The following is a 23,078-nucleotide window of genomic DNA, read 5'->3' on the forward strand; positions in this document are numbered from 1 at the left end:
ACGTCGGGCTACAAACGGACTTGTGACACCGTGCTATTGCCAATATTGGCAACATAGGCGGTTCGGCCGTTGGGTGTCACGACGATACCCCGTGGTTTGTTGAAGCCAGTGAGGGTACCGGTTACGGTTTGTGTGCGGGTATTGAGAATGCTCATGCGGTTACCATCGGTTTCCGTGATGTAGGCGATCTCGAGCATAGTATGAAAGGCCACCTGAAAGGGAGCTAGCAAACCGGTCAGTATCCTACTGACCTGTGCGGTGGAGGTGTTGCCGATATAGACCTCACCACGATCTTGGTAGGTGATGTAGACCTGTGCGTTGAAGCGAGCATGCGCAATGGAGGTAGGTTGGCCGGCAACGGTATTGGTTTGGGTCACCACCCTGTTAGTTCCAAGGTTGATGCTAGTCCACCCATCAAGATCCGAGGCAAGGTGTAAACGGGCGTTGCCTGGTGCTATCGCGATCTCTCGAGGGTAGCGTACTTGGGGGGCGGCGATTCGCTGGTGAGTGGAGGCATCGATCACTACCAACTCTGAAGCGCCTTGGTCGGCGACGTACAAGCGTGTTCCGGTAGAATTCAAGGCCAACCCATTGATAGTAGTAAACCCCCTTATATGGTCACTGACGTTATCGGTCAAAGTGTCTATCACGGTGATCGGCGTATTGCTGGCCTGGCTGTTATCGCTGGCGTAAAGGCGCGGGGCAGTGGGGTGCATTGCCAGCCAAATGGGCGATCCCACAGTGGTGATTGTCCTGAGGACGCTAAAGTTCGCTGTGTCGATGACAGTAATGCCTTGTGGCAATGTGGAGCTTGCTACATACAGACGCGTTCCATCCCCATTGAGTACTAGGTGATTGGGGGACCCCGGGACGGCAACCGTATTTACGATTGCGACGGGTTCTTCATTTTCGTTTGCGAGCGTTGTTTCGGTTGGGGTCACCACGATTGCGCTCCTCAGTGGGAAGTCGCTCCATGAAAGGCCGCTAAGGTGAGTTTGGCTAGCTGTGAAGATTGCCAGTTCAGACAAACGGTCGTGGCCCTTGAGGGGCCACTTCCAGAATTAAGATTGGCGGTTCCAGTGCCTGAACAACGGCTCTGCCAAAAACAGCACAAACAGCAGACGCATCACCTGCATTGCCGTCACCAACGGCACCGACAATTGTAGCGTCTCGGCCGTCAGGCTCATTTCTGCAATGCCGCCGGGCATCATGCCCAGGGTCAGCGAACGCAGGTCCAACTGGGTCAGAGCGCTCAAGCCCACCGCCGCCAATGTCGCCAGCAGCATGGTCAATGCCGTGCCAATCAAGGTGCGGCCCATGAACGAGGGCGCGCGGCGGAAGAACTGCCGATTGAAGTGGCAACCCAAACCGCTGCCGATCAACCATTGGCCGATCTGGCTGCCGCCGTCTGGCAGGCCGATGTGCAAATCCCAGGTCACGCTGGCGATCGCACTCACCAGCAACGGCCCGAACAGCCAGGGGTTGGGTTGGCGCAAGCGTTGCCAGCCCCAGGCAATCAGCGCCCCCACCGGAAACAGCAGGGCCAGCCAGGCCCAGTCCACGGGCGCCGGATGAAACTGCGGTGCGCCGCCCCCGAGCAAATACTTGAAGATCGCCGGCACACACAGCACCACCACCAGCACCCGTAGGCTTTGCCCGGCCGCCACCCGGCTGAGCACCGCGCCATTGCGGGCGCCGAGGTTGACCATCTCGCCGGAACCGCCCGGCATGCTGGAGAAAAACGCCGTGGCGCGGTCTTCGCCGCTGCGGCGCATCAACCACACGCCCACCACGCTCGACAAGCTGGTGACCAGTGCGCCGAAAAAGATCAAGCCGAAGTGGCTCATCACCTGCTCGATCACCACCGGGGTGAAGTGCAGGCCAATGCCGATGCCCACTACCCATTGGCCGCATTTGCGCCCGCCGGGAATCTCCGCCAACTGCCAGGGCGTGAGGCAACGCACCAGGATGATCGCCAACAACGAGCCGACCATGTACGGCAAAGGCCAGCCCACCAGGCTGGCCAGGTAACCGCCGGCCAAGCCGACCAGCGGTGTTCCCCACCAATGTTTAAAGGTGACCTCAGACATCGGCCAGGGCACGACGCTGTTGCACGCGTTTACGCCAGATACGCAGCAGCGGTACGAGCAGCATGATTGCGGTGAGTACCCAGACGCCAAAGGTGATCGGGCTCGACCACAGGATTTCCAGCGCACCGTTGGAGATCGACAGCGCACGGCGCAGGTTCTGCTCCATCAGGCCGCCGAGGATAAAGCCCAGCAGCAGCGGCGACAGCGGGAAGTCCAGCTTGCGCAGGATGTAGCCGAAGATGCCGATGGCGATCATCAGGAACAGATCGAAGGTGGTGGCATGCACGGCGTACACGCCAATCGCGGTGATGATGGCGATCACCGGCACCAGCGCCCAGTTCGGCACGGCGAGGATACGGGTGAAGATGCGGATCATCGGGATGTTGAGCACCACCAGCATGATGTTGGCAATGAACAACGAGGCGATCAGGCCCCAGACAATGTCCGGTTGCTGTTGGAACAGCAGCGGGCCAGGGGTGATGTTGTACAGCGACAGGGCGCCGATCATCACCGCTGTGGTGCCCGAGCCCGGAACGCCGAGGGTCAGCATCGGTACCATGGCGCCGCAGACCGATGCGCCAATCGCGGTTTCAGGGGCGGCCAGGCCGCGCATGTCGCCTTGGCCGAACTTGCCGCTCGCGCCTGCGATGCGTTTCTCGGTCATGTAGGCAACGGCCGACGCCATGGTCGCACCGGCACCCGGCAACACGCCGATGATAAAACCCGACACGCCGCAACGCAGGTTCACGGTGAGTACCGACAAGGCTTCCTTGGCGTTGAACATCATGCGCCCGGTGGCTTTCACCGCTTCCTGGCCACGGTGGGTTTTTTCCAGCAGCAGCAAAATCTCGCTGATGGAGAACAGCCCGAGTACCAGCACCACGAACTGGATGCCGTCGGTCAGGTGAATATTGTCGCCGGTAAAGCGGTATACACCGCTGTTGGCGTCGATGCCCACGCAGGAAAGGAACAAGCCGATCAGCGCCGCCACAAAAGTCTTCAGCGGTTTGTCACCGGCCATGCCGCCCAGGCAGACAATCGCAAACACCATCAACACGAAATATTCCGCAGGGCCAAAAGCAATCGCCCACTTGGCCAGCAGCGGGGCGAACAGCACCATGCCGCAGGTGGCGATAAACGCGCCGATGAACGAACTCCAGGCCGACAACGACAGCGCCACGCCAGCCAGGCCTTTGCGGGCCATCGGGTAGCCGTCGAGCGTGGTCATCACGGTGGACGCTTCGCCCGGGATGTTCAGCAAAATCGAACTGATGCGGCCGCCGTATTCGCAGCCCAGGTACACGGCTGCCAGCAGGATCAGCGCCGACTCGGGCGGCAAGCCCAGGGCGAAGGCGATGGGGATCAACAGCGCCACGCCGTTGATCGGGCCCAGGCCCGGCAACAGGCCGACCACGGTGCCGATCAGGGTGCCGCACAACGCGGTCACCAGGTTATAGGGGCTCAGCGCAATGCCGAAACCCTGGCCCAAATAGCCAAAAGTATCCATATCAGTTCTCCAGAACGTCGAGCAGGCCGAGGGGCAACGGTACGTCCATGGTTTTATCGAACAGCAGATAAAGACCGACGCTCATCAAGGTGATGATCACCACGCTGGGCCACCAGCGGCCGCCGTACAGCCGTGCCATCGGAATACCGATCAGCATGCTGCTGAGAATGAAACCCAAGGATTCGAATGTGCCGGCAAACACCAGCAGCAGGGCCACACAGATGCCGATCTTGATCAGCGTGGGTCGATCCAGCGCCGGTTCGTCGTCGGTATGCTTGGTCGCCTGCGGGCGAATCATCATGTAGACAAGCGCCAGGCCCATCAGCCCGAGCAGCAGCAGGGGGAAGGCTCTTGGCCCTACGGGTTCGTAGGAAAAGGCCGCCTGATACGGCCAAGCCATCAGTGCCAGGCCGATACAGGCCAGTAACAGCACCGCGGCAAAAATGCGTTGTAAGAGCATAGAAAACTCCAAGGCCCCTCTTGTAGGAGCGAGCTCGCTCGCGAAAAACGTCAACGATAACGCGTGCTGTCTGGACGCACGTGGATGTCCTTGGGTTCTTCGCGAGCAAGCTCGCTCCTACAGGGGCATTACACAAAAGAGGGGCGGTTACTGGATCAGGCCGAACTCTTTGGCCAGCACTTTGTAGTCAGCCACCTGCTTCTTCACGTAGGTGTCCAGCTCCTGGCCGGTCATGGCAAACGGGAACAGCTCGCGCTGGTCACGCAGCGTGGCGAACTCCTCGGAGGCCAGCAGTTTGTCGAAGGCGTCTTTCCACCAGGCGTAGTCGGCATCGCTGACCTTTGGCCCCAGGTAGAAGCCACGCACCACCGGCCAGACGATGTCGTAGCCTTGCTCTTTGGCGGTCGGAATGTCCTTCATCTCTGGTTCATCCAGGCGCTTCTCGGAGAACACTGCCAGCAGGCGCATGTCGCCACTTTGGATATGCGGCATGGAGTCGGAGATGTCGGTACTGCCCACTTGGATGTGGCCACCCAGCAAGGCCGTAGCGATTTCACCACCACCCTCAAGGGCGACGTAACGCAGTTCGCGCGGGTTGATCCCGGCGGCCTTGGCGATCAGCGCGGTTTGCATCCAGTCTTGGCTGCCGACGGTGCCGCCGGAGCCGATCACCACGCTGCCTGGGTCTTTCTTCAAGGCTTTGACCAGGTCGTCGAGGGTCTTGTAGGGCGAGTCGCTTTTCACCGCGATGGCGCCATAGCTGGTGCCCACTGCCGCCAACCAGCGCACGGCGCTTTCATCAAAACGGCCGAACTTGCCCTGGGCCAGGTTCAGCAGCGAACCGCTCGACCAGGCAACCAGGGTGCCGGCGTCCGCAGGGCGCTGGGCCACGACTGCGTTGTAGGCCACCGCGCCCACGCCGCCTGGCATGTAGGTCACACGCATCGGTTTGGTCAGCAGCTTTTGGTTCACCAGCGCGCTTTGCGCCAGTTTGCAGGTCAGGTCAAAACCGCCGCCGGGGGAGGCCGGGGCGATGCATTCCGGACGCTTGGGTTCGTCGGCGGCCAGCAGTTGGCCGGCGAACAGCATGCAGCCGGCGGCGAGGGCAAGTTTACGCAGTGAAAGGGTCATGGCGATCTCCATCGTTTTTGTTATGAGGGGGTACTACCAAAGTGCGACGCTGTAGCTGACCAGCAAGCGCATTTCATCTGCGTCACGGGCCGAATAGTTGGAGCGATAGGTGGCGTTACGTAGGCGCACGGCCACATCTTTGAACGTGCCGCTTTGCACCACGTACTTGATCTCGCTGTTGCGTTCCCACTCCTTGCCGGTCTCGCCGTTCTTGAGCTTGATGTTGTCACCCGAGAGGTAACGGCTCATGAAGCTCAAGCCCGGAATGCCCAGCTTGGCGAAATCGTAGTCGTAGCGTGCTTGCCAGGAGCGTTCTTCGGCGCCGGCAAAATCGTTGATCTGCACGAAGTTGACCAGGTACGGGTCACTGCCATCCACATACGGGAAGGCGCTGTCGCCGGACATGTGCTGGTAGCCGGCGCTGAGCTTATGACCATTGAGGGCATAGCTGAACAGGCCGTTGAGGGATTTGTTATCGATATTGCCGCCGCGGGCCGAGCCGGTGTCATCGCTGATCGCCAGGCGCAGGTCGGCGCCGAAGGTGCCAGGGCCCATCGGGCGGGATGCGACCATGCCGAGGAAGTGCTGGCGGTAGACGTCGTCGAGTTGGGCGAAGTGGTAGCTGCCGGTGATCTTGTCGGCGAACTTGTAGTCGACGCCACCGAAGTTGAAGTGCTTGCCGGTTGCACCGCTGAGGAAGCGGCTGTTCTTGTTATTGAGCGCGATGTCTTCGTAGTTGGTGTCGTCGCGGTCTTTGGCTTTGTCCAGGCGACCACCGGTGAACACCAGGTTGTTGAATTCCTTGGAAGTGATCAAGCCACCGTTGAAGGTCTGCGGCAGGATGCGCCCGTCGTTGGGCTTGAGAATCGGCAGTTCGGGGATCAGCGAGCCGATCTTAAGCTCAGTGGCGGAGATTTTCACTTTGCCGGTCAGGCCCAGCTTTGAGTACTCGTTGGCGGCGCGGCCGTCATCGTGGGTCGGCAGCAGGCCGGTGCCGGTGCGGTCGGGGCTGGAGTCGAGCTTGACGCCGAGCATGCCCAGCGCATCCACGCCAAAGCCGACGGTGCCGTCGGTGTAGCCCGATTGCAGGTTGAGCATGAAGCCCTGGGCCCATTCGTCGCGCTTGGATTGCTGGGCACTGGTACCGTCGCGAAAGTCGCGGTTGAAGTACATGTTGCGGGTTTCCAGGGTCGCGCTACTGTCTTCGAAGAAGGCAGCCTGGCTGAGCGGCGCAAAGCCGGCAAGGGCGGCGGCACTGGCGAGGGCGGTGTGGGTCAGGCGGGAAGAGCGAACAGGCGGGCAAGCCTGTGGCTGGGTCGACAGCATCGTGGTGTACTCCGTTATTGTTCTTATTTTGGCGAAAACGCTTCAAGGCGTTTTTCGGGCGCTACGGGTCAGGCAACTCGGCGGGCATAGACCACCGTGGTTGGATGCTAAAGGGCGAAGCTTTCACTAACCTTTCAATCGCCTTTCAATGTTTTCGGGCTTCACAGGCCAGGTTGCAGCTGTAAACTGCCGGGCAAAGCGTGGCGCCGACCACCCCTGAATGAGGTAGAAATCCATGCGTGTCCTGTTGGTTGAAGACCATCTGCAGCTCGCCGAAAGTGTCGCCCAAGCGCTCAAGAGCATGGGTTTGACCGTTGATGTATTGCATGACGGCGTGGCGGCGGACCTGGCCTTGAGCAGCGAGGAATACGCCGCGGTGATCCTGGACGTGGGGTTGCCGCGCCTGGATGGTTTCGAGGTGCTCGCGCGTTTGCGGGCACGTGGAAAAAACCTGCCGGTGCTGATGCTGACCGCTCGCAGTGATGTAAAAGACCGCGTGCACGGCCTGAACCTGGGCGCCGATGACTACCTGGCCAAGCCGTTTGAACTCACGGAGCTTGAAGCACGGGTCAAGGCACTGTTGCGGCGCAGCGTGTTGGGCGGCGAGCGCCAGCAGACCTGCGGTGTGCTGGTGTACGACCTCGACACCCGGCGCTTCACGGTCGCAGGCGAACTGATGACCTTGACCTCCCGAGAGCAGGCGGTACTCGAGGCCTTGATTGCCCGCCCGGGCCGCGTGATGAGCAAGGAGCAATTGGCTTCCCAGGTATTCGGCCTGGACGAGGAGGCCAGCCCCGACGCCATCGAGATCTACGTGCATCGCCTGCGCAAGAAGCTCGATGGCCAGCCCATCGCCATCGTTACCTTCCGCGGCCTTGGCTATTTGCTGGAAGCCCGTGATGCATAAGCCCAGCAGCCTGCGCTGGCGCTTGCTGTGCAACCTCGCGCTGTTGCTGGTGCTGTTGATGCTCGCCAGCGGCATGAGCGCTTATTGGAACGGTCGCGAAGCCGCCGACACCGCCTATGACCGCACGCTGCTGGCCTCGGCACGCACCATTGCCGCCGGCTTGACCCAGGTGGACGGCACCCTCAGCGCCAATGTGCCTTATGTAGCCCTGGACACCTTTGCCTACGACAGTGCCGGGCGCATTTATTACCAGGTCAATGACATTGATCAGAAGCTGATTTCCGGTTACGAAAACCTGCCCGGCCCGCCGCCCGGCACGCCCCGCACTGACGATTACCCAGCCTTGGCGCGGTTCTACAACGCCATGTATCTGGGCCAGCATGTACGGGTGGTGAGCCTGCTCAAGGCCGTCTCGGAGCCGAACATGAATGGCATGGCCGAAATTCGTGTCGCGGAGACCGACGAAGCGCGGGTGGCCATGGCTCGCAGCCTGATGGCTGATACCCTGCTGCGCCTGGGCATGCTCGCCATCGGCGCATTGTTGCTTGTGTGGTTCGCGGTAAGCGCCGCCCTGCGCCCGCTGGAACGCCTGCGCACGGCTGTAGAAGAGCGCCAGCCCGATGACCTGCGGCCCCTGCCTTTGGTGGAAGTTCAGGATGAATTCGGCCCCTTAGTGCGCTCGCTCAACCATTTCACCGAACGCCTGCGCGGGCAGTTCGAGCGCCAGGCGCAGTTTATTGCCGATGCTGCCCACGAGCTGCGCACACCGTTGGCGGCGCTCAAAGCCAGGCTGGAACTGGGCCTGCGTGCCGAAGAGCCGGCCACCTGGCGCAGCACCCTGGAAACGGCCGCCCAGGGCACCGACCGCCTGACGCACCTGGCCAATCAATTGTTGTCACTGGCCCGCATCGAGAACGGTGCCCGGGCCATTGCCGAAGGCGGTGCGCAACTGCTCGATTTAAGCCAACTGGCCCGTGAGCTCGGTATGGCCATGGCGCCGCTGGCCCACGCGCGGGGCGTGGCCCTGGCGCTGGAGGCCGATGAGCCGGTATGGCTGCGTGGCGAACCGACGCTGCTTAATGAGTTGCTGAGCAACCTGGTGGATAACGCCTTGGCCCATACGCCGCCCGGCGGCAATGTGATTCTGCGGGTGACCGCCCCGGCGGTGCTGGAGGTGGAAGATGACGGCCCCGGTATCCCGCTGGATGAGCGGGACCGGGTGTTCGAGCGTTTTTATCGACGCAGCCAGCAGGGCATGGGCTCGGGCTTGGGGCTGGCGATTGTCGGGGAGATTTGCCGTGCGCACCTGGCGCAGATCAGCCTGCATGATGGCGAGCTGGCGGGGCTTAAGGTACGCGTGAGTTTTATCGCGGGTTGATCAGTAAAACATCGAGCGCGCTTCGTCCAGTTCGCTGCGCAGGGCGTCGCTGTGCAGGTCTATGCGTAACTTCATGAGGGCCGGTAATGTGGCAATCGGCGCGGTCCCCAGGGGATGGTCGGTGCCGCGGTGGCAGTACAGCGCGGCGACCTGCACCAGGTCGACGTAGTCCAGGCTGGCAGAGTCGCGTGTCAGGTCCAGGTATTGGCCCGGCACGTTCACCAGCATCTCGGGAAAGTCCCACACCCGTAGCAGCTTGTCCCCCAGCACCGGGTGGATGCTGTCGATGACGTGGTTGAGGCTGACGGGGTCGGCCAGCAGCTCATAATGGTCCTCGGCATACGTGAGGATCGGCAGCACGCCGATTTGATGTACCAGGCCGCCCAGCGCCGCCTGGTCTGGCTTGAGCTGGCTGTGGCGACGGCACAAGGCGTAGCTCACGCCTGCCACCTCCAGGCTGCGGCGCCACACGTCGCGCATTTTCTGTTCGACCACCTCGGAGCGGGCGTGAAAGATCTGCTCCATCACCAGGCCGATAGCCAGGTTACTGCTGTAGTTGGTGCCAAGCCGGGTAATGGCGGTGTGCAGGTCGGTAACTTCCTGGCTGGCCCGCAGCAACGGGCTGTTGACCACTTTGATCAGGCGCGCCGACAGGGCCGTGTCACGACTGATCACCTTGCTCAGGTGGCTGATGCTGATCTCCGGGTCTTCGGCGGCCTGGCGAATTTTCAGGGCCACCTCCGGCAATGTCGGCAGAACCAGGTCATCGTTATCGATGGCCGTTACCAACGCTTGTTGGACTTTTTCCGCCAGCTTGTTCATTCATGCTCTCTAGGGTGCTGCAAAAAAGTACGGCGATTAACGCTGGATCTCGCGATCTCGGTCCAGTGGGTAGGGCAGGTCAAGCAAGTGCAGGCCTGGGCCTTCCAGGGTGCCCAAGCGCACGTCGCCACTGTCGGCAGCTTCGGCTTGCAGCACCGCGAGAAGTTCAATCGACTGGTCAGCTTTTGCGGCGATGACCACTTCGCCGATTGCGCTGTTATGGCTGGGGGAAAACAGTGGAGTACCTGGCTCGGGGAGTTCGGCTGTTTCCAGGCTCAGGCGATACAGACGTCGCTTGAGTTTGCCCAGGTACTGCATGCGCGCGACGATTTCCTGGCCGGTGTAGCAGCCTTTCTTGAAACTCACGCCGCCCACGGCTTGCAGGTTGAGCATCTGCGGGATGAACAGCTCGCGCGTCTGGGGCATCACCTGGCCGATACCTGCACGGATCTGGCCAAGCAGCCACGCATTCAAGTCAGCCTGCTGCAACTGTGCGGCCAATTGGCTGCGCACGGTGTCGGCGTGTTCGGCAGGTACCCAGAGTTCGGCACGGCCCGGGGAAACGCGGACGGCGATCAATGCCTCGTTGCGTGCCACGCTGTCGGTCTCGACCGGCAGTTCCAGGCCCAGAGCGGTCAAGGCCGCGTCTGCGTTCGCCAGGCCGAAGCGCGCCCAGGCAGCGCTTTCGTCGGTGAGCTTGGACTTGGAGAACACCGCGTACTTTTTCAAATCCGCCAACTGTGGCTCTAGCAACTCGGTGGCCATGGCCAGAAGTACGCCATCACCCTGTAGCAGGATGCGGAAGCTCGACTGCATCCGGCCTTTTTGCGTGCAGCGCGCGCCCAGGCTGGCCTGGGTATCACTCAGGTAATTGAGGTTGCAGGTCAGTTGGCCCTGCAGAAACTTGGCAGCATCAGAGCCGCGGACGGCGAGAACGCCTTCGTGGGACAGGGAGCAGAAAAAAGCGGAGTCAGCCATGGGTCATCGCAGGTCAAAAAGTCATGGGTGCATCATAGAGGGGCGTCCGGCAAATGCATAGTTTCGTCGCGGTCGACCAAAGCCGACTGTTCCGGTGTCGTCGGGGCTGTATACTTGCGCTCTAATTTAGGAGGGCTCCATGGTCGAAGATGTAGAAATCAATCGCCTCTACTGGCACAGCCGTCGCGGCATGCTGGAGCTGGATGTGCTGCTGGTGCCTTTCACTAAAGAGGTGTACGCGACGCTCAATCAGGTGGACCGCGACCTCTACGTCAGGTTGCTCACGTGCGAAGACCAGGACATGTTTGGCTGGTTCATGGAGCGCGCCGAATCCGAAGACCCGGAGCTGCAGCGCATGGTTCGGATGATCCTGGACCGTGTCCAGCCCAAGTAATCGTTTCGAATGCCGCTGGCAGGCCTCGCGGCTGTTGCTGGCGGCCTATGTGCTTGCCCAACTGATCGCGCTGGGCAGCCTGCTGGCTCTAAACCTGCCTTACTCAAGCCTTGGCATCCTGTTATGCCTGGCTCATTGTGCCTGGATATTACCGCGGCAAATCCTACTCACTCACCGTTCGTCGATTCGTGGCCTGCGCCGTGACGACGATGGCTGGCAATTATGGAGCGCCGCACGCGGGTGGCACCCTGTGCAACTGCGGCCCGACAGCCTGGCGTTGCCGCTGATCGTGGTGTTGCGTTACCGGGTGCAGGGTGAACGGCGAGTGCAGTCCATCTGCGTGCCCAAGGATGCGCAGGCCGCCGATGTGCACCGGCGCCTGCGTGTACGCCTGAAGTTCAGCCGCCGTAGGTGGTTGGCACCAGGATAGTGTCGCGGGCTTCGGGCAGCATCTGGGGGTAGTCGAGGGTGTAATGCAGGCCGCGGCTTTCCTTGCGTTCCATGGCTGAACGAATCATCAGCTCGGCCACTTGGGCCAGGTTGCGCAATTCGATCAGGTCGCGGCTGACCTTATAGTTGCTGTAGAACTCATCGATCTCATCCAGCAGCAAGCGCACCCGATGTTGCGCCCGTTGCAGGCGCTTGTTGGTGCGCACGATGCCCACATAGTCCCACATGAAGCGCCGCAGCTCGTCCCAGTTGTGGGCGATGATCACGTCCTCGTCCGAATCGGTAACCTGGCTCGCGTCCCAGCGGGGCAGGGCGGCCGGTACCGGGATACGCGGTAGTTGCTCAAGAATGTCCGCTGCCGCCGAGCGCGCATACACGAAGCATTCGAGCAGTGAATTGCTGGCCATGCGGTTGGCGCCGTGCAGGCCGGTGAAACTGGTTTCGCCGATGGCGTACAGGCCTGGCACGTCGGTGCGGCCATGCTGGTCGACCATTACGCCCCCGCAGGTGTAGTGCGCGGCCGGTACCACGGGGATCGGGCCCTTGGTGATGTCGATATTGAAAGTCAGGCAGCGTTCGTAGACGGTCGGGAAGTGGGTCTTGATGAAGGCTTCGGGCTTGTGGCTGATGTCCAGGTACACGCAGTCGATACCCAGGCGCTTCATTTCGTGGTCGATGGCGCGGGCGACGATATCGCGCGGCGCCAGTTCGGCACGTGGGTCGAAGCGCTGCATGAAGCGCTCGCCATTGGGCAGCTTCAAATGCGCACCTTCACCGCGCAGGGCTTCGGTGATCAGGAAGCTCTTGGCCTGCGGGTGATACAGGCAAGTGGGGTGGAACTGGTTGAATTCCAGGTTGGCGACCCGGCAGCCCGAGCGCCAGGCCATCGCAATGCCGTCGCCGCAGGCACCGTCGGGGTTGCTGGTATAGAGGTAGACCTTGGCGGCGCCGCCCGAGGCGAGAATGGTGAAACGTGCGCCATAGGTATCGACTTCACCGCTGGTGCGGTTGAGTACGTAGGCGCCCAGGCAGCGCTCGCCCGGCAAGCCCAGGCGTTTTTCGGTGATCAGGTCGACGGCGACGCGCTGCTCCAGCAATTGGATGTTGGGGCGTTGGCGGGCCTGCTCGAGCAGGGTCTTGAAAATCGCGGCCCCGGTGGCATCGGCGGCGTGAATGATTCGGCGATGGCTGTGGCCGCCTTCGCGGGTCAGGTGGAACTCAAAGCCGCCGTCGTCGCTGCCGGCATGTTCATCACGGGTGAAGGGCACACCTTGGTCGATCAACCATTGGATGGCTTCCCGGCTGTGCTCGACGGTGAAGCGCACGGCGTCTTCATTGCACAGGCCGCCGCCAGCGTTGAGGGTGTCTTCGACGTGGGATTGCACGGTGTCGGTGTCGTCCAGCACTGCAGCAACGCCGCCCTGGGCCCAGAAGGTCGAGCCGTTGGCCAAGTCGCCTTTGCTCAAAACCGCTATACGCAAATGGCTGGGCAGGGTCAGGGCCAGGCTCAAGCCGGCGGCGCCGCTGCCGATTACGAGGACATCGTGTTGAAACTGTTGGCTCATTTGACGGATTCCGCAAAAAGCGATCCAAAGGGGGCGCAAACAGGACGCCTGGATCGGCGAATCAAAGGGTCACACGGGCCACTAGTATATAGAGGGGTGGAGCGGCACAATAGCCACGCCTTCGTGGCATTGTGAGATTATGCTGCGCAGCTTTGGGAAATGGCCGGTTGGCGGGACGGGAACTTTTTGCATAAGCCCCGACTCAATAGCAGGTTGCCCGAAAGCTGGGAAAACGTTGAGTTTATTGGCCCGTCGGGAGCATTGGACGCGTCACGAAACCGGCGACAAGATTATTCGCGCAGCCGGCACCGACCGTGCTGCGTTTTTCGTGTGTGCCAAATCAGTGCATGCCGGAAACTTGCTTGAAGGGGGAGAACTTTTGCGAAAAGCCCGAGTCTATGTTTGCAAGCCTGATCGTTTAGTTATGCAAGCCTCCTTCAAGTACAACGAGGAGTGTTCATGCTAACCCAGGAAGAGGATCAGCGGCTGGTCGAGCGCGTACAGCGCGGTGATAAGCGAGCATTTGATCTGCTAGTGCTGAAATACCAGCACAAAATTCTCGGGTTGATCGTGCGGTTTGTGCACGACACCCATGAAGCGCAGGACGTTGCACAGGAAGCCTTTATCAAGGCTTACCGTGCACTTGGAAATTTCCGCGGTGACAGTGCGTTTTACACGTGGCTATACCGCATCGCCATTAACACGGCGAAAAACTATCTGGTGTCACGCGGTCGCCGCCCACCAGACAGTGATGTCAGTTCAGAAGATGCAGAATTTTACGATGGTGATCACGGCCTCAAAGATCTCGAGTCGCCGGAGCGTGCATTGCTGCGCGACGAGATCGAAGGCACCGTCCATCGCACTATTCAGCAACTGCCAGAAGATTTGCGTACGGCGTTAACTTTACGTGAATTCGATGGTCTGAGTTACGAAGACATTGCGAGCGTCATGCAATGTCCGGTGGGGACTGTGAGGTCACGGATTTTCCGGGCCCGGGAAGCCATCGACAAAGCCTTGCAACCGTTGTTGCAGGAAAACTAAAGACAGCGGCGACAGCCAAGAGAGGAACCGCCATGAGTCGTGATGCCCTGCAGGAATCGCTGTCCGCAGTGATGGATAACGAAGCGGATGAACTGGAACTTCGTCGAGTGCTCAATGCATTTGATGACGCCCAAACCCGTGATACCTGGTCTCGTTACCAAGTCGCTCGGGCGGTGATGCACAAGGATCTCCTAATCCCTCGTCTGGATATTGCTGCGGCCGTTTCTGCTGCACTGGCTGATGAAGCCGTTCCGGCAAAAGCCTCGCGTGGTCCATGGCGCAGCCTGGGTCGTCTGGCAGTGGCCGCTTCGGTGACCGTTGCTGTGTTGGCAGGTGTTCGCCTGTACAACCAGGACGAGATCGCAGGCAACGAGCTGGCCCAACAGACTCAGCAACCGGTCATGGCCGGTCCGCAAGTCAAAGGCCCGGCCGTGCTGGCTGGCTACAAGGAAAGCACCGATACCACCGGCCCTATGGCCAATGGTGTACTTCAGGGGCAATCCGGCTGGCAGGATCAGCGCCTTCCAGGCTACCTGCGTCAACATGCGCAGGAATCGGCCGCCAAAGGCACTGAAAGCGCTCTGCCATACGCTCGTGCAGCAAGCCAGGAAAACCGCTGATTCGCTAAGGAGCCCTATGCGCGCCATACCGCTCCTTACGCTTTTGCTCAGTAGTTGGTTTGCACTATCCGCCCATGCCGATGAAGCCCAAGACTGGCTGACTCGACTTGGGCGTGCAGAGCAGCAGCAAAGCTTTGAAGGTACGTTTGTCTACGAACGTAACGGCAGTTTTTCCACCCATGACATCTGGCACCGCGTCCAGGATGGTCATGTCCGTGAACGCTTGTTGCAGCTTGATGGCTCCGCCCAGGAAGCGGTTCGGGTAGACGGCCGGGCGCAATGCGTCAGTGGCACGTTGGTTGCCAGCCTCGGTCATTCTTCTGATGCACCCTCGCGTGTTCTTGATCCCAAAAAACTCAATCCATTCTATGAACTGGCCGTCATTGGCAAATCCCGCGTGGCTGGTCGTAATGCGGTGATTGTGTCGATCAGTGCGCGTGACCCTTACCGTTATGGGTTTGAATTACACCTGGATCGTGAGACTGCGCTGCCGCTCAAGTCCTTGCTGCTCAACGATCAAGGGCAGTTGTTGGAGCGTTTTCAGTTCACGCGCCTGGATACTTCGGCTACCCCTTCTGACCAGGACTTGCAGCCCAGCGGCGACTGTTCGCCGGTAACAATGTCCGCCGTTAAAGCACCTGACCTGTCTGCCACGCAAAGGTGGCATCTGGACTGGCTACCGCCTGGTTTCCAACAGATCAGCAGCGCTACGCGCAAAGATCCCCAAACGAAATCTACCGTCGACAGCCTGATGTATGACGATGGGCTCGCGCGTTTTTCGGTGTTTCTCGAGTCGTTCAGTGGCGCTGACGTGAATGAAACCCGCGCTCAGCTTGGGCCGACCGTGGCAGTCTCGCGGCGTTTGAATACGGTCGATGGCGAAATGATGGTCACGGTGGTGGGCGAAATTCCCATCGGCACTGCTGAACGCATCGCGTTGTCGGTGCGTGGTGAAAAGGCCGCCGCCAAGCCCTGAGATAGTTAATCTTATGTTCATCCTGTTCTTTCAGTCTGAGCCAGAATTTCATTGGGTGCTGGGTGTATGAAATTTCTGGATCAGCATTTTCACTTGCAAAAACTTCCCATGTTTTTTATAGGTCAGGGTTTGATGGCTCTGGCCTTGTTTGTTCGCGGAACAGAAATGCCGGTCGCAGTCCCCGGCGTTTATTGAACCCTGTCGCTTAACCCTGCTCGTCGTAACGGGAGCTGTATGTCGATACCACGTTTGAAGTCTTACTTATCCATAGTCGCCACAGTGCTGGTGCTGGGTCAGGCCTTACCTGCGCAAGCGGTCGAGTTGCCTGACTTCACCCAACTGGTGGAGCAGGCCTCGCCTGCCGTGGTGAACATCAGTACCACGCAGAAGCTGCCGGATCGCAAGGTCTCGAACCAGCAGATGCCCGACCTGGAAGGCTTGCCGCCCATGCTGCGCGAGTTCTTCGAGCGAGGGATGCCGCAACCGCGCTCCCCCCGTGGCGGCGGTGGCCAGCGCGAAGCCCAATCCCTGGGCTCCGGCTTCATCATTTCGCCTGATGGCTATATCCTCACCAACAACCACGTGATTGCCGATGCCGATGAGATTCTCGTGCGCCTGGCCGATCGCAGTGAACTCAAGGCCAAGCTGATTGGCACCGATCCACGTTCCGACGTGGCCTTGCTTAAAATCGATGGCAAGGATTTACCGGTGCTTAAACTGGGCAAGTCCCAGGACCTGAAGGCCGGTCAGTGGGTGGTCGCGATCGGTTCACCGTTCGGCTTTGACCACACCGTTACTCAAGGCATCGTCAGCGCCATCGGTCGCAGCCTGCCAAACGAAAACTACGTGCCGTTCATCCAGACCGACGTGCCGATCAACCCGGGTAACTCCGGTGGCCCGCTGTTCAACCTGGCCGGCGAAGTGGTGGGGATCAACTCGCAGATCTACACCCGCTCCGGTGGCTTCATGGGCGTGTCCTTCGCGATCCCGATCGATGTGGCCATGGACGTCTCCAATCAGCTCAAAAGCGGCGGCAAGGTCAGCCGCGGCTGGTTGGGCGTGGTGATCCAGGAAGTGAACAAGGACCTGGCTGAGTCCTTCGGTCTCGACAAGCCGGCCGGTGCCCTGGTTGCGCAGATTCAGGACAATGGCCCTGCGGCCAAAGGCGGCCTGAAAGTCGGTGACGTCATCCTGAGCATGAACGGCCAGCCGATCATCATGTCGGCGGACCTGCCTCATCTGGTCGGCGCGCTCAAGGCCGGCGGCAAAGCCAAGCTGGAAGTGATTCGTGATGGCAAGCGCCAGAACGTCGAACTGACCGTTGGTGCAATTCCGGAAGAAGGCGCGACCCTGGATGCCTTGGGCAACGCCAAGCCAGGTGCCGAGCGCAGCAGTAACCGCCTGGGTATCGCCGTGGTTGAGCTGACCGCCGAGCAGAAGAAAACCTTCGACCTGCAAAGCGGTGTGGTGATCAAGGAAGTTCAGGACGGCCCAGCCGCCTTGATCGGCCTGCAACCGGGTGACGTGATCACTCACTTGAACAACCAGGCAATTGACACCACCAAGGAATTCGCCGACATCGCCAAGGCGTTGCCGAAGAATCGCTCGGTGTCGATGCGCGTCCTGCGTCAAGGCCGTGCCAGCTTCATCACCTTCAAGCTGGCCGAGTAATCCGCTAGCCCCATAAAAAAGCCCCGCTGCCGGTTAACGGCAGCGGGGCTTTTTTGTGGGCGGCGGGTTTAGCTCATCATGCCTTTTACCAGGCGCTCTTGTTCGATCAGTTCACGCTGACGGGCGTCGATGCGTGAGGACAGCGGGAAGTTACTGCCCGCGCGCCGCTTGGCAAAGTCCAACTGCTGGATCGCTTGCTGGAAATCCCCCACCAGTGCGAAATATTCGGCGCGGGCCTGATGCAGGCCAATGATGTTGCCGGACAAGCCGCGAGTTTCGGCGACCTGATACCACACGTCCGGATCGTCCGGGCGCGACTTGAGCAGCCCGTCCAGTGCCTTTTCTGCATCGGCGGTACGGTTCTGTTTAAGCAGCAGGTCTACTCGCACCTGGTTCAGCGGATAGTTGCTGGGGTACTGGGTGAGCATGCGGTCGGTACGTTGCTGCGCATCCGGCATGCGGTTGCTGGTGATGTCCAGTTCGATTTGGGCCAGGTTGTAGGTGATGTCGTTGGGCGCCTTGGCCAGCAGCGGCGCCAGGCTTTCCCGTGCTTCCTTGAGTTGAGTGCCCTTGATCTGGGCGATGGCCAGGCCATAGCGTGCCACGTCATTTTTAGGGTTTTCATCCAGCTGCGCCTGGAAGCGCTTGGCAGCCAGGCCTGGTGTGTCTTCGTACTTGAGCTGTACCCGCGCGCGAATCAATTGATAGCGCAGGCTGTCTTCCTTGCCGCCGGGTTTGGCTTGTTCGGCGCGGTTGCGGGTGTCGGCGATACGCGATTCGGTGACCGGGTGAGTCAGCAGGAACTCCGGCGGCTTGGCGTCGAAGCGGTATTGACGCATCAACCGTTCGAACATGGTGGGCATGGAGCGCGGGTCGTAGCCGGCTTTCTCCAGGTTGAGGATGCCGATACGGTCGGCCTCCTGCTCGTTCTGGCGGGAGAAGCGGCGCTGTTCCTGGATCGCGGCGGCTTGTGAGCCGGCAATCGCGGCGATACCGGCATCGCCGGCACCCGCAGCGGCGGCGATAATGCCGCCAAGCAGGGCAGCCATCATCGGCAGTTGCATGCGTGATTGCGCTTCCACGCCTCGGGCGAAGTGGCGTTGAGACAAGTGCGCCAGTTCGTGGGCCAGTACCGACGCGTATTCGCCTTCGGTCTGTGCATTGAGGAACAAACCGCCGTTGACCCCCACGATCCCGCCCGGAGCCGCAAAGGCGTTGAGCTGTGGGCTGTTGATCAGGATAAATTCCAGGCGCCGGTCATTGACCTGGCTGGTCTCCACCAGCTTGTACACGCTGGTTTCGACGTAATCCTTGAGTTGCGGGTCATTGAGTTGCGAGACCTGGCCGCGCAGGTAAGCCAGCCAAGCGCGGCCCAGTTGGTATTCCTGTTGCGGCGAGACAATGGCAGAACTGGCATCACCAAGTGACGGCAGGTCGTCAGCGAAGGCCGGGGAGGCCAGCAGGCAGGCCAGCGTCAGCAGGGTAGGGCGCAAAAAAGTCATGCACAAAGCCTTTCGACAAAGAGCTTACTGTAGCCGGACACTGAGCTTGGGACCAGATATTCTAAGCAGCCCAAATGTTTGCCTGGAGTAACACCATGACCGACGTTGCAGCCTGTGACGCCGAACTCGACGCCAGCGGTCTGAACTGCCCGTTGCCCTTGCTCAAGGCCAAGCTGGAGCTCAATCGATTGGCCAGCGGCGCCGTGCTTAAAGTGACCGCCACCGATGCAGGCTCCCAGCGTGACTTCCGCACTTTTGCCAGGTTGGCGGGCCATACGCTGGTTCGGGAAGAAGAGGCTGCTGGCGTGTACTGCTATTGGTTGCGAAAGGCCTGAAGGCCTTACGAGGCAAGGTATCTACACAACTTCGGTACCAAGCTGGCCCCTGTGGCGAGGGAGCTTGCTCTCGTGACGACCTGGCGGCCGATGCTTGTCTACCTGGGCACCACGATCCAAATGTGGGAGATTGCCTGCGAAGACGGCCTGACAGCCGCCCCCTATCTACCTGACACCCCACGATCAAACTGTGGGAGCGGGCTTGCTCGCGAAGGCGGCTTGGCAGTCAACACAGTTGGATTGTGTACATATCCATTGCTGCGGTAACGGCCGCTTAGGGTTCCGCCCTGACGGCGGGTCACTTTGGAAAAGCCCCAAAGTAACCAAAGGGCTCTTGCCCCACCACTCGGCACCTCGCCTAGGCTCGGTGTGCCCGTAATCCGCCAGTGATTTGGGGGGCCGCCGCCACGCGCCATCCATGGCGCGGGGCGGCTAAACCGGCATCCCTGCCGGTTTACCCCCCAAATCACTGTCGAATTCCGGCCAGCGTGGTTTGACGGGGCGCCTAAGATCAAAAGCAGATCAAGAGCGGCTCGCTTCGCATCGTGGTTACCGTGTGCTGCTACAGCCCACAAAGTCTATGCTTATCGAGGCAAGATCAAGCCTTGTTCAGCGCCTGCGCTGCCGCCAGCACGGCGTCAACATGCCCCGGCACTTTCACGCCGCGCCATTCCTGGCGCAGCACGCCTTGGCTGTCGATCAGGAAGGTACTGCGATCCACGCCCAGGTATTCTTTGCCGTACAGCTTCTTCAACTTGATCACATCAAACAGCTGGCAGACCGCTTCGTCCTTATCGCTGATCAGCTCGAAAGGAAATTCTTGTTTGCCCTTGAAGTTCTCGTGGGACTTCACGCTGTCACGCGACACGCCGAACACTTCGGTATTGGCGGCCTTGAATGCGGCGTACTGGTCACGAAAACCCTGGCCTTCGGTGGTGCAGCCAGGGGTGCTGTCTTTCGGGTAAAAGTAGATCACCACTTGCTTGCCCTTGAGGGCTGCGAGGCTGAAGGTCTGGCCGCTGGTGGCCTGGGCCTCGAAATCGGCCACGGGTGTGTCGATGGCTACCGGCATAGAGAAGTACTTCCTTACATTGGGTTCTGTGGGCGCCATGGCTCAATCAAGGCGTCGAGGTTCAGGGCATCGGCGAAATCCAGGAACTGGTCGCGCAGCCAACTGATCTGTACGCCGGCCGGCAAAGTCACGGTAAAGGTGGCATTGAGCATGGTGCCGCCGGTTTGTGGCGCCTGGTAGGTGTCACAGGTGAGGTTTTCCAGCTCGACGTTATGGTCGATAAAGAACTGGCACAGCTCGTTGACGATGTCCGAGCGGTAGGCCGAGCTGACATACGCTACGTAAGGCAGGGCCTGGGGGCGGTTTTCCAGGGCGGCGCTGCGTACCACGTTGACGGTGAAGTCATGCTTCTTGGCCAGGCCCGGCAGGCCGGTTTCCAGGCGCGCCAAGGCATCCCAGGAGCCAGAAATCTGCAGGACCAGCGCACTGCACTCGCCATGGCGGGTGAGGCGGGAGGTCACGACGGCGCAGCGGTTCTCATGGCTGGCGCGGCACAGGACGTTGGTCAGCTCCATGGGGTTGGCGCCGAGGGCACTGATAACAAGGAATTGTTCGCGAACTGTGGGGGTGGACATGCAGCCTTCCTAAAGCGATGAGCGGTCGATGCCGTGTGGGCGGTATCGATCAAAGGATCAAGGGTAGCGAAAAGCGTCGCCAAGGGCTAGGAGGTGGCGTTTTCATTGCGTGATCAGCCGGCTTCGGGCGGTGCTTTGGCCCAATGATGGCATTGCCCGACGTTTAGTTGCGCCAGAACGCATCCTCACGCGGTACTTCGCTTGTACAAGCATCTTGGCGCCAGTACCATTACGGCTCTCTTTTTCCGGCAGGAGCGGTTGCATGATTGCGGGCAGTATGGTGGCACTGGTCACACCCATGGATGCACAAGGTCGTCTCGACTGGGACAGCCTGGGCAAACTGGTGGACTTCCACCTGCAAGAGGGCACCAACGCCATTGTGGCGGTCGGCACCACAGGTGAATCGGCCACCCTCGATGTGGAAGAACACATCCAGGTGATCGAATTCGTGGTCAAGCGCGTGGCGGGCCGCATTGCCGTGATCGCCGGTACGGGCGCCAACTCGACGCGTGAAGCGATCGAGCTGACCAAGAATGCCAAGAAGGCCGGCGCCGACGCTTGCCTGCTGGTAACCCCGTACTACAACAAGCCGACCCAGGAAGGCTTGTACCAGCACTTCAAAGCCATCGCCGAAGCCGTGCAGATCCCGCAGATCCTCTATAACGTGCCGGGCCGCACCGCGTGCGACATGAAGGCCGAGACCGTTATCCGCCTGTCCACCGTGCCGAACATCATCGGCATCAAGGAAGCCACCGGCGACCTGCAGCGCGCCAAGGACATCCTGGCCGGCGTGAGCAGCGACTTCCTGGTGTATTCCGGTGACGACGCCACCGCTGTCGAGCTGATCCTGCTGGGCGGCAAGGGCAACATCTCCGTGACTGCCAACGTGGCCCCGCGCGCCATGAGCGATATGTGTGCCGCCGCCATTGCCGGCGATGCAGCCACTGCTCGTGCGATCCACGAGAAGCTGATGCCGCTCAACAAGACACTGTTTATCGAATCCAATCCTATTCCCGTGAAGTGGGCGCTGTTTGAGATGGGCCTGATGCCGGACGGTATCCGTCTGCCGCTCACCCGCCTCAGCGAAGCCTGTCACGAACCGCTGCGACAGGCTCTGCGCCAGTCCGGCGTCCTGGTTTAATTGAGGAAGCACTACGCATGAAGCGATTGGCCGGACTTTCCGCACTTGCCTTGATTATCTCCAGCACCAGTGGCTGCGGTTGGGTATGGGGCCCGGAAGGCTACTTCCGTGACCGCGGCAGCGATTACCTGGAAGCGCAAGCAACCAAACCTATGCAACTGCCGCCTGATGTCAATGTCGCCAAGCGCCTTGACCCGCTGCTGCCAATTCCACGCAACGTCGCCGACGACACGGTCAAGGGTGAGTACGTAGTGCCGCGCCCACAGCCGATCATGGCCGTGGCCGATGCCAGCGACTACAGCCTGCAAAAAAGCGGCGACAACCGCTGGATCGTAGCCCAGCGTCCACCTGCCGAAGTCTGGCCGGTGGCGGTGCAGTTCTTCCAGGACAACGGTTTCCGCCTTGACCAGCAACGCCCGCAAACCGGTGAGTTCACCACCGCGTGGCAGCAAGGTCGTGAGCTGTCTGCCAACATGGCCCAGCGCCTGCTGGCGGGCGGTGTAGCCGCCGACAGCGAAGCCCGTGTGCGTGTGCGCATCGAGCCTGGCGTGCAGCGCAACACCAGCGAAGTCTATGTAGTCAGTGCCGAACGGCCTGCGGGCAGCACGGCTGACGTCGACTTCACCCCGCGCTCGGTCAACACCGGCGTGGACGCCGCGCTGGTCGACGAGATGCTGGCCAGCATGAGCCGTATCTCCGAGAAGGGCGGTTCCGTTTCCCTGCTCGCCGCCCGTGATTACGACACCCCTAGCCGCGTCAGCCTCACCGAAGACGGCAGCGGCAACGTCGTGCTGAACCTGGGTGAAGACCTCGACCGCGCCTGGGCCAGTGTTGGCCGTGCGTTGGAGCAGGGCCCTTGGCGCGTTGAAGACATCAACCGCAGCCTGGGCCTGTACTACATCAACGTGGCTGAAAAAGCCGAGAAGAAAGACGACGAGCCAGGTTTCTTCGGCAAATTGTTCGGCAGCGCGCCGACCAAGGAAGAGATCGAAACCCGCGCCGAGCGTTACCAGGTTCGTTTGAGCAAGGTGGGCGAAAGCGTGCAAGTCACCGTCGAGAAGAACATCAACACCGTCGCGCCAGCTGAAACAGCGCGCAAAGTGTTGGGCGTGATTCAAGACAACCTGGGCTGATCCG

At 60.6% G+C, this 23,078-nt stretch carries 24 protein-coding genes; 12 read left to right on the forward strand and 12 right to left on the reverse strand.

From position 1 onward, the window contains the following. Positions 1–8: 8 nt before the first annotated feature. The 6 genes from ACWHXD_RS07990 to ACWHXD_RS08015 form a co-directional block, all read right to left on the reverse strand. A complete protein-coding gene (locus tag ACWHXD_RS07990; RefSeq protein ID WP_138762209.1) occupies positions 9–944 on the reverse strand; it encodes a YncE family protein in 936 nt (311 codons plus the stop codon). 117 nt (positions 945–1,061) lie between these two features. Beyond that, the gene (locus ACWHXD_RS07995) at positions 1,062–2,090 is read right to left on the reverse strand and encodes an AbrB family transcriptional regulator (protein WP_138762208.1); all 1,029 of its coding nucleotides are present in this window, start codon (positions 2,088–2,090) and stop codon (positions 1,062–1,064) included. Further along, positions 2,083–3,597, reverse strand: a complete 1,515-nt coding sequence (locus tag ACWHXD_RS08000; protein ID WP_032892992.1) for a tripartite tricarboxylate transporter permease — start codon at positions 3,595–3,597, stop codon at positions 2,083–2,085. The genes ACWHXD_RS07995 and ACWHXD_RS08000 overlap by 8 nt, the downstream gene beginning before the upstream one ends. 1 nt (position 3,598) lies before the next feature. After that, positions 3,599–4,057 (reverse strand): tripartite tricarboxylate transporter TctB family protein, encoded by a 459-nt coding sequence (locus tag ACWHXD_RS08005; protein WP_044272791.1) that lies wholly within the window; start codon positions 4,055–4,057, stop codon positions 3,599–3,601. Positions 4,058–4,204: 147 nt separating this feature from the next. Continuing rightward, complete coding sequence (locus tag ACWHXD_RS08010) at positions 4,205–5,194, reverse strand: Bug family tripartite tricarboxylate transporter substrate binding protein (protein ID WP_192901642.1); 990 nt, start codon at positions 5,192–5,194, stop codon at positions 4,205–4,207. 27 nt (positions 5,195–5,221) lie between these two features. Further along, entirely contained in the window at positions 5,222–6,514 is a 1,293-nt protein-coding gene (locus ACWHXD_RS08015) for an OprD family porin (protein ID WP_138762206.1), read from the reverse strand. 235 nt (positions 6,515–6,749) lie between these two features. Between ACWHXD_RS08015 and ACWHXD_RS08020 the strand changes: the two genes are divergently transcribed. Then, positions 6,750–7,421: a response regulator gene (locus ACWHXD_RS08020; RefSeq protein WP_014717358.1), complete on the forward strand. Its 672-nt coding sequence runs from the start codon at positions 6,750–6,752 to the stop codon at positions 7,419–7,421. Then, a complete protein-coding gene (locus ACWHXD_RS08025) occupies positions 7,414–8,799 on the forward strand; it encodes a sensor histidine kinase (RefSeq protein ID WP_003189439.1) in 1,386 nt (461 codons plus the stop codon). Before ACWHXD_RS08020 ends, ACWHXD_RS08025 begins: the two co-directional genes overlap by 8 nt. Here ACWHXD_RS08025 and ACWHXD_RS08030 read toward each other — a convergent pair whose 3' ends face one another. Further along, positions 8,800–9,621 carry an HDOD domain-containing protein gene (locus ACWHXD_RS08030; protein ID WP_138762205.1) on the reverse strand — a complete coding sequence of 274 codons (822 nt, stop codon included), beginning with the start codon at positions 9,619–9,621 and terminating at the stop codon, positions 8,800–8,802. 36 nt (positions 9,622–9,657) lie between these two features. Beyond that, positions 9,658–10,599, reverse strand: a complete 942-nt coding sequence (ygfZ, locus tag ACWHXD_RS08035) for a CAF17-like 4Fe-4S cluster assembly/insertion protein YgfZ (protein WP_056790519.1) — start codon at positions 10,597–10,599, stop codon at positions 9,658–9,660. A 139-nt stretch (positions 10,600–10,738) separates the two neighbouring features. Between ygfZ and ACWHXD_RS08040 the strand changes: the two genes are divergently transcribed. Next, positions 10,739–10,993, forward strand: coding sequence for an FAD assembly factor SdhE (locus ACWHXD_RS08040; RefSeq protein WP_014717362.1), 255 nt, complete (start codon positions 10,739–10,741; stop codon positions 10,991–10,993). Further along, on the forward strand, positions 10,977–11,423 hold the full coding sequence (locus ACWHXD_RS08045; RefSeq protein WP_032892986.1) for a protein YgfX: 447 nt from the start codon (positions 10,977–10,979) through the stop codon (positions 11,421–11,423). The genes ACWHXD_RS08040 and ACWHXD_RS08045 overlap by 17 nt, the downstream gene beginning before the upstream one ends. On the opposite strand, the gene nadB is transcribed toward ACWHXD_RS08045, so the two are convergent. Beyond that, positions 11,392–13,008, reverse strand: a complete 1,617-nt coding sequence (gene nadB, locus ACWHXD_RS08050; protein ID WP_032892985.1) for an L-aspartate oxidase — start codon at positions 13,006–13,008, stop codon at positions 11,392–11,394. The two genes, ACWHXD_RS08045 and nadB, sit on opposite strands and share 32 nt — an antisense overlap. A gap of 459 nt (positions 13,009–13,467) precedes the next feature. On the opposite strand from nadB, the gene rpoE reads away from it, so the two are divergent. The 5 genes from rpoE (at position 13,468) to ACWHXD_RS08075 (ending at position 17,316) form a co-directional block, all read left to right on the forward strand. Next, positions 13,468–14,049 (forward strand): RNA polymerase sigma factor RpoE/AlgU, encoded by a 582-nt coding sequence (gene rpoE / locus ACWHXD_RS08055; RefSeq protein ID WP_138762203.1) that lies wholly within the window; start codon positions 13,468–13,470, stop codon positions 14,047–14,049. Positions 14,050–14,081: 32 nt separating this feature from the next. After that, positions 14,082–14,669, forward strand: coding sequence for a sigma-E factor negative regulatory protein (locus ACWHXD_RS08060; RefSeq protein WP_032892984.1), 588 nt, complete (start codon positions 14,082–14,084; stop codon positions 14,667–14,669). Between the two features lie 16 nt (positions 14,670–14,685). Beyond that, the gene (locus ACWHXD_RS08065) at positions 14,686–15,645 is read left to right on the forward strand and encodes a MucB/RseB C-terminal domain-containing protein (RefSeq protein ID WP_138762202.1); all 960 of its coding nucleotides are present in this window, start codon (positions 14,686–14,688) and stop codon (positions 15,643–15,645) included. A gap of 66 nt (positions 15,646–15,711) precedes the next feature. Next, positions 15,712–15,840: a hypothetical protein gene (locus ACWHXD_RS08070; RefSeq protein WP_269150157.1), complete on the forward strand. Its 129-nt coding sequence runs from the start codon at positions 15,712–15,714 to the stop codon at positions 15,838–15,840. 39 nt (positions 15,841–15,879) lie between these two features. Then, the gene (locus tag ACWHXD_RS08075) at positions 15,880–17,316 is read left to right on the forward strand and encodes a DegQ family serine endoprotease (RefSeq protein ID WP_014717365.1); all 1,437 of its coding nucleotides are present in this window, start codon (positions 15,880–15,882) and stop codon (positions 17,314–17,316) included. A gap of 68 nt (positions 17,317–17,384) precedes the next feature. Here the strand turns inward: ACWHXD_RS08075 and ACWHXD_RS08080 are convergent, their stop codons facing one another. Then, positions 17,385–18,818 (reverse strand): M48 family metalloprotease, encoded by a 1,434-nt coding sequence (locus ACWHXD_RS08080; protein WP_032892982.1) that lies wholly within the window; start codon positions 18,816–18,818, stop codon positions 17,385–17,387. 95 nt (positions 18,819–18,913) lie between these two features. On the opposite strand from ACWHXD_RS08080, the gene ACWHXD_RS08085 reads away from it, so the two are divergent. Then, positions 18,914–19,153 (forward strand): sulfurtransferase TusA family protein, encoded by a 240-nt coding sequence (locus tag ACWHXD_RS08085; protein ID WP_278914802.1) that lies wholly within the window; start codon positions 18,914–18,916, stop codon positions 19,151–19,153. 598 nt (positions 19,154–19,751) lie between these two features. Here the strand turns inward: ACWHXD_RS08085 and ACWHXD_RS08090 are convergent. Both ACWHXD_RS08090 and ACWHXD_RS08095 read right to left on the reverse strand, forming a co-directional pair. After that, on the reverse strand, positions 19,752–20,225 hold the full coding sequence (locus tag ACWHXD_RS08090) for a peroxiredoxin (protein ID WP_003189461.1): 474 nt from the start codon (positions 20,223–20,225) through the stop codon (positions 19,752–19,754). A 14-nt stretch (positions 20,226–20,239) separates the two neighbouring features. Further along, positions 20,240–20,800: a glycine cleavage system transcriptional repressor gene (locus ACWHXD_RS08095; RefSeq protein ID WP_003189463.1), complete on the reverse strand. Its 561-nt coding sequence runs from the start codon at positions 20,798–20,800 to the stop codon at positions 20,240–20,242. 262 nt (positions 20,801–21,062) lie between these two features. On the opposite strand from ACWHXD_RS08095, the gene dapA reads away from it, so the two are divergent. Both dapA and bamC read left to right on the forward strand, forming a co-directional pair. Then, positions 21,063–21,941, forward strand: a complete 879-nt coding sequence (gene dapA, locus ACWHXD_RS08100) for a 4-hydroxy-tetrahydrodipicolinate synthase (RefSeq protein WP_014717368.1) — start codon at positions 21,063–21,065, stop codon at positions 21,939–21,941. A 17-nt stretch (positions 21,942–21,958) separates the two neighbouring features. Continuing rightward, positions 21,959–23,074 (forward strand): NlpB/DapX family lipoprotein, encoded by a 1,116-nt coding sequence (gene bamC / locus ACWHXD_RS08105; protein ID WP_032892980.1) that lies wholly within the window; start codon positions 21,959–21,961, stop codon positions 23,072–23,074. Positions 23,075–23,078: the final 4 nt, after the last annotated feature.

The sequence above is a fragment of the Pseudomonas fjordensis genome (genome assembly GCF_976987115.1).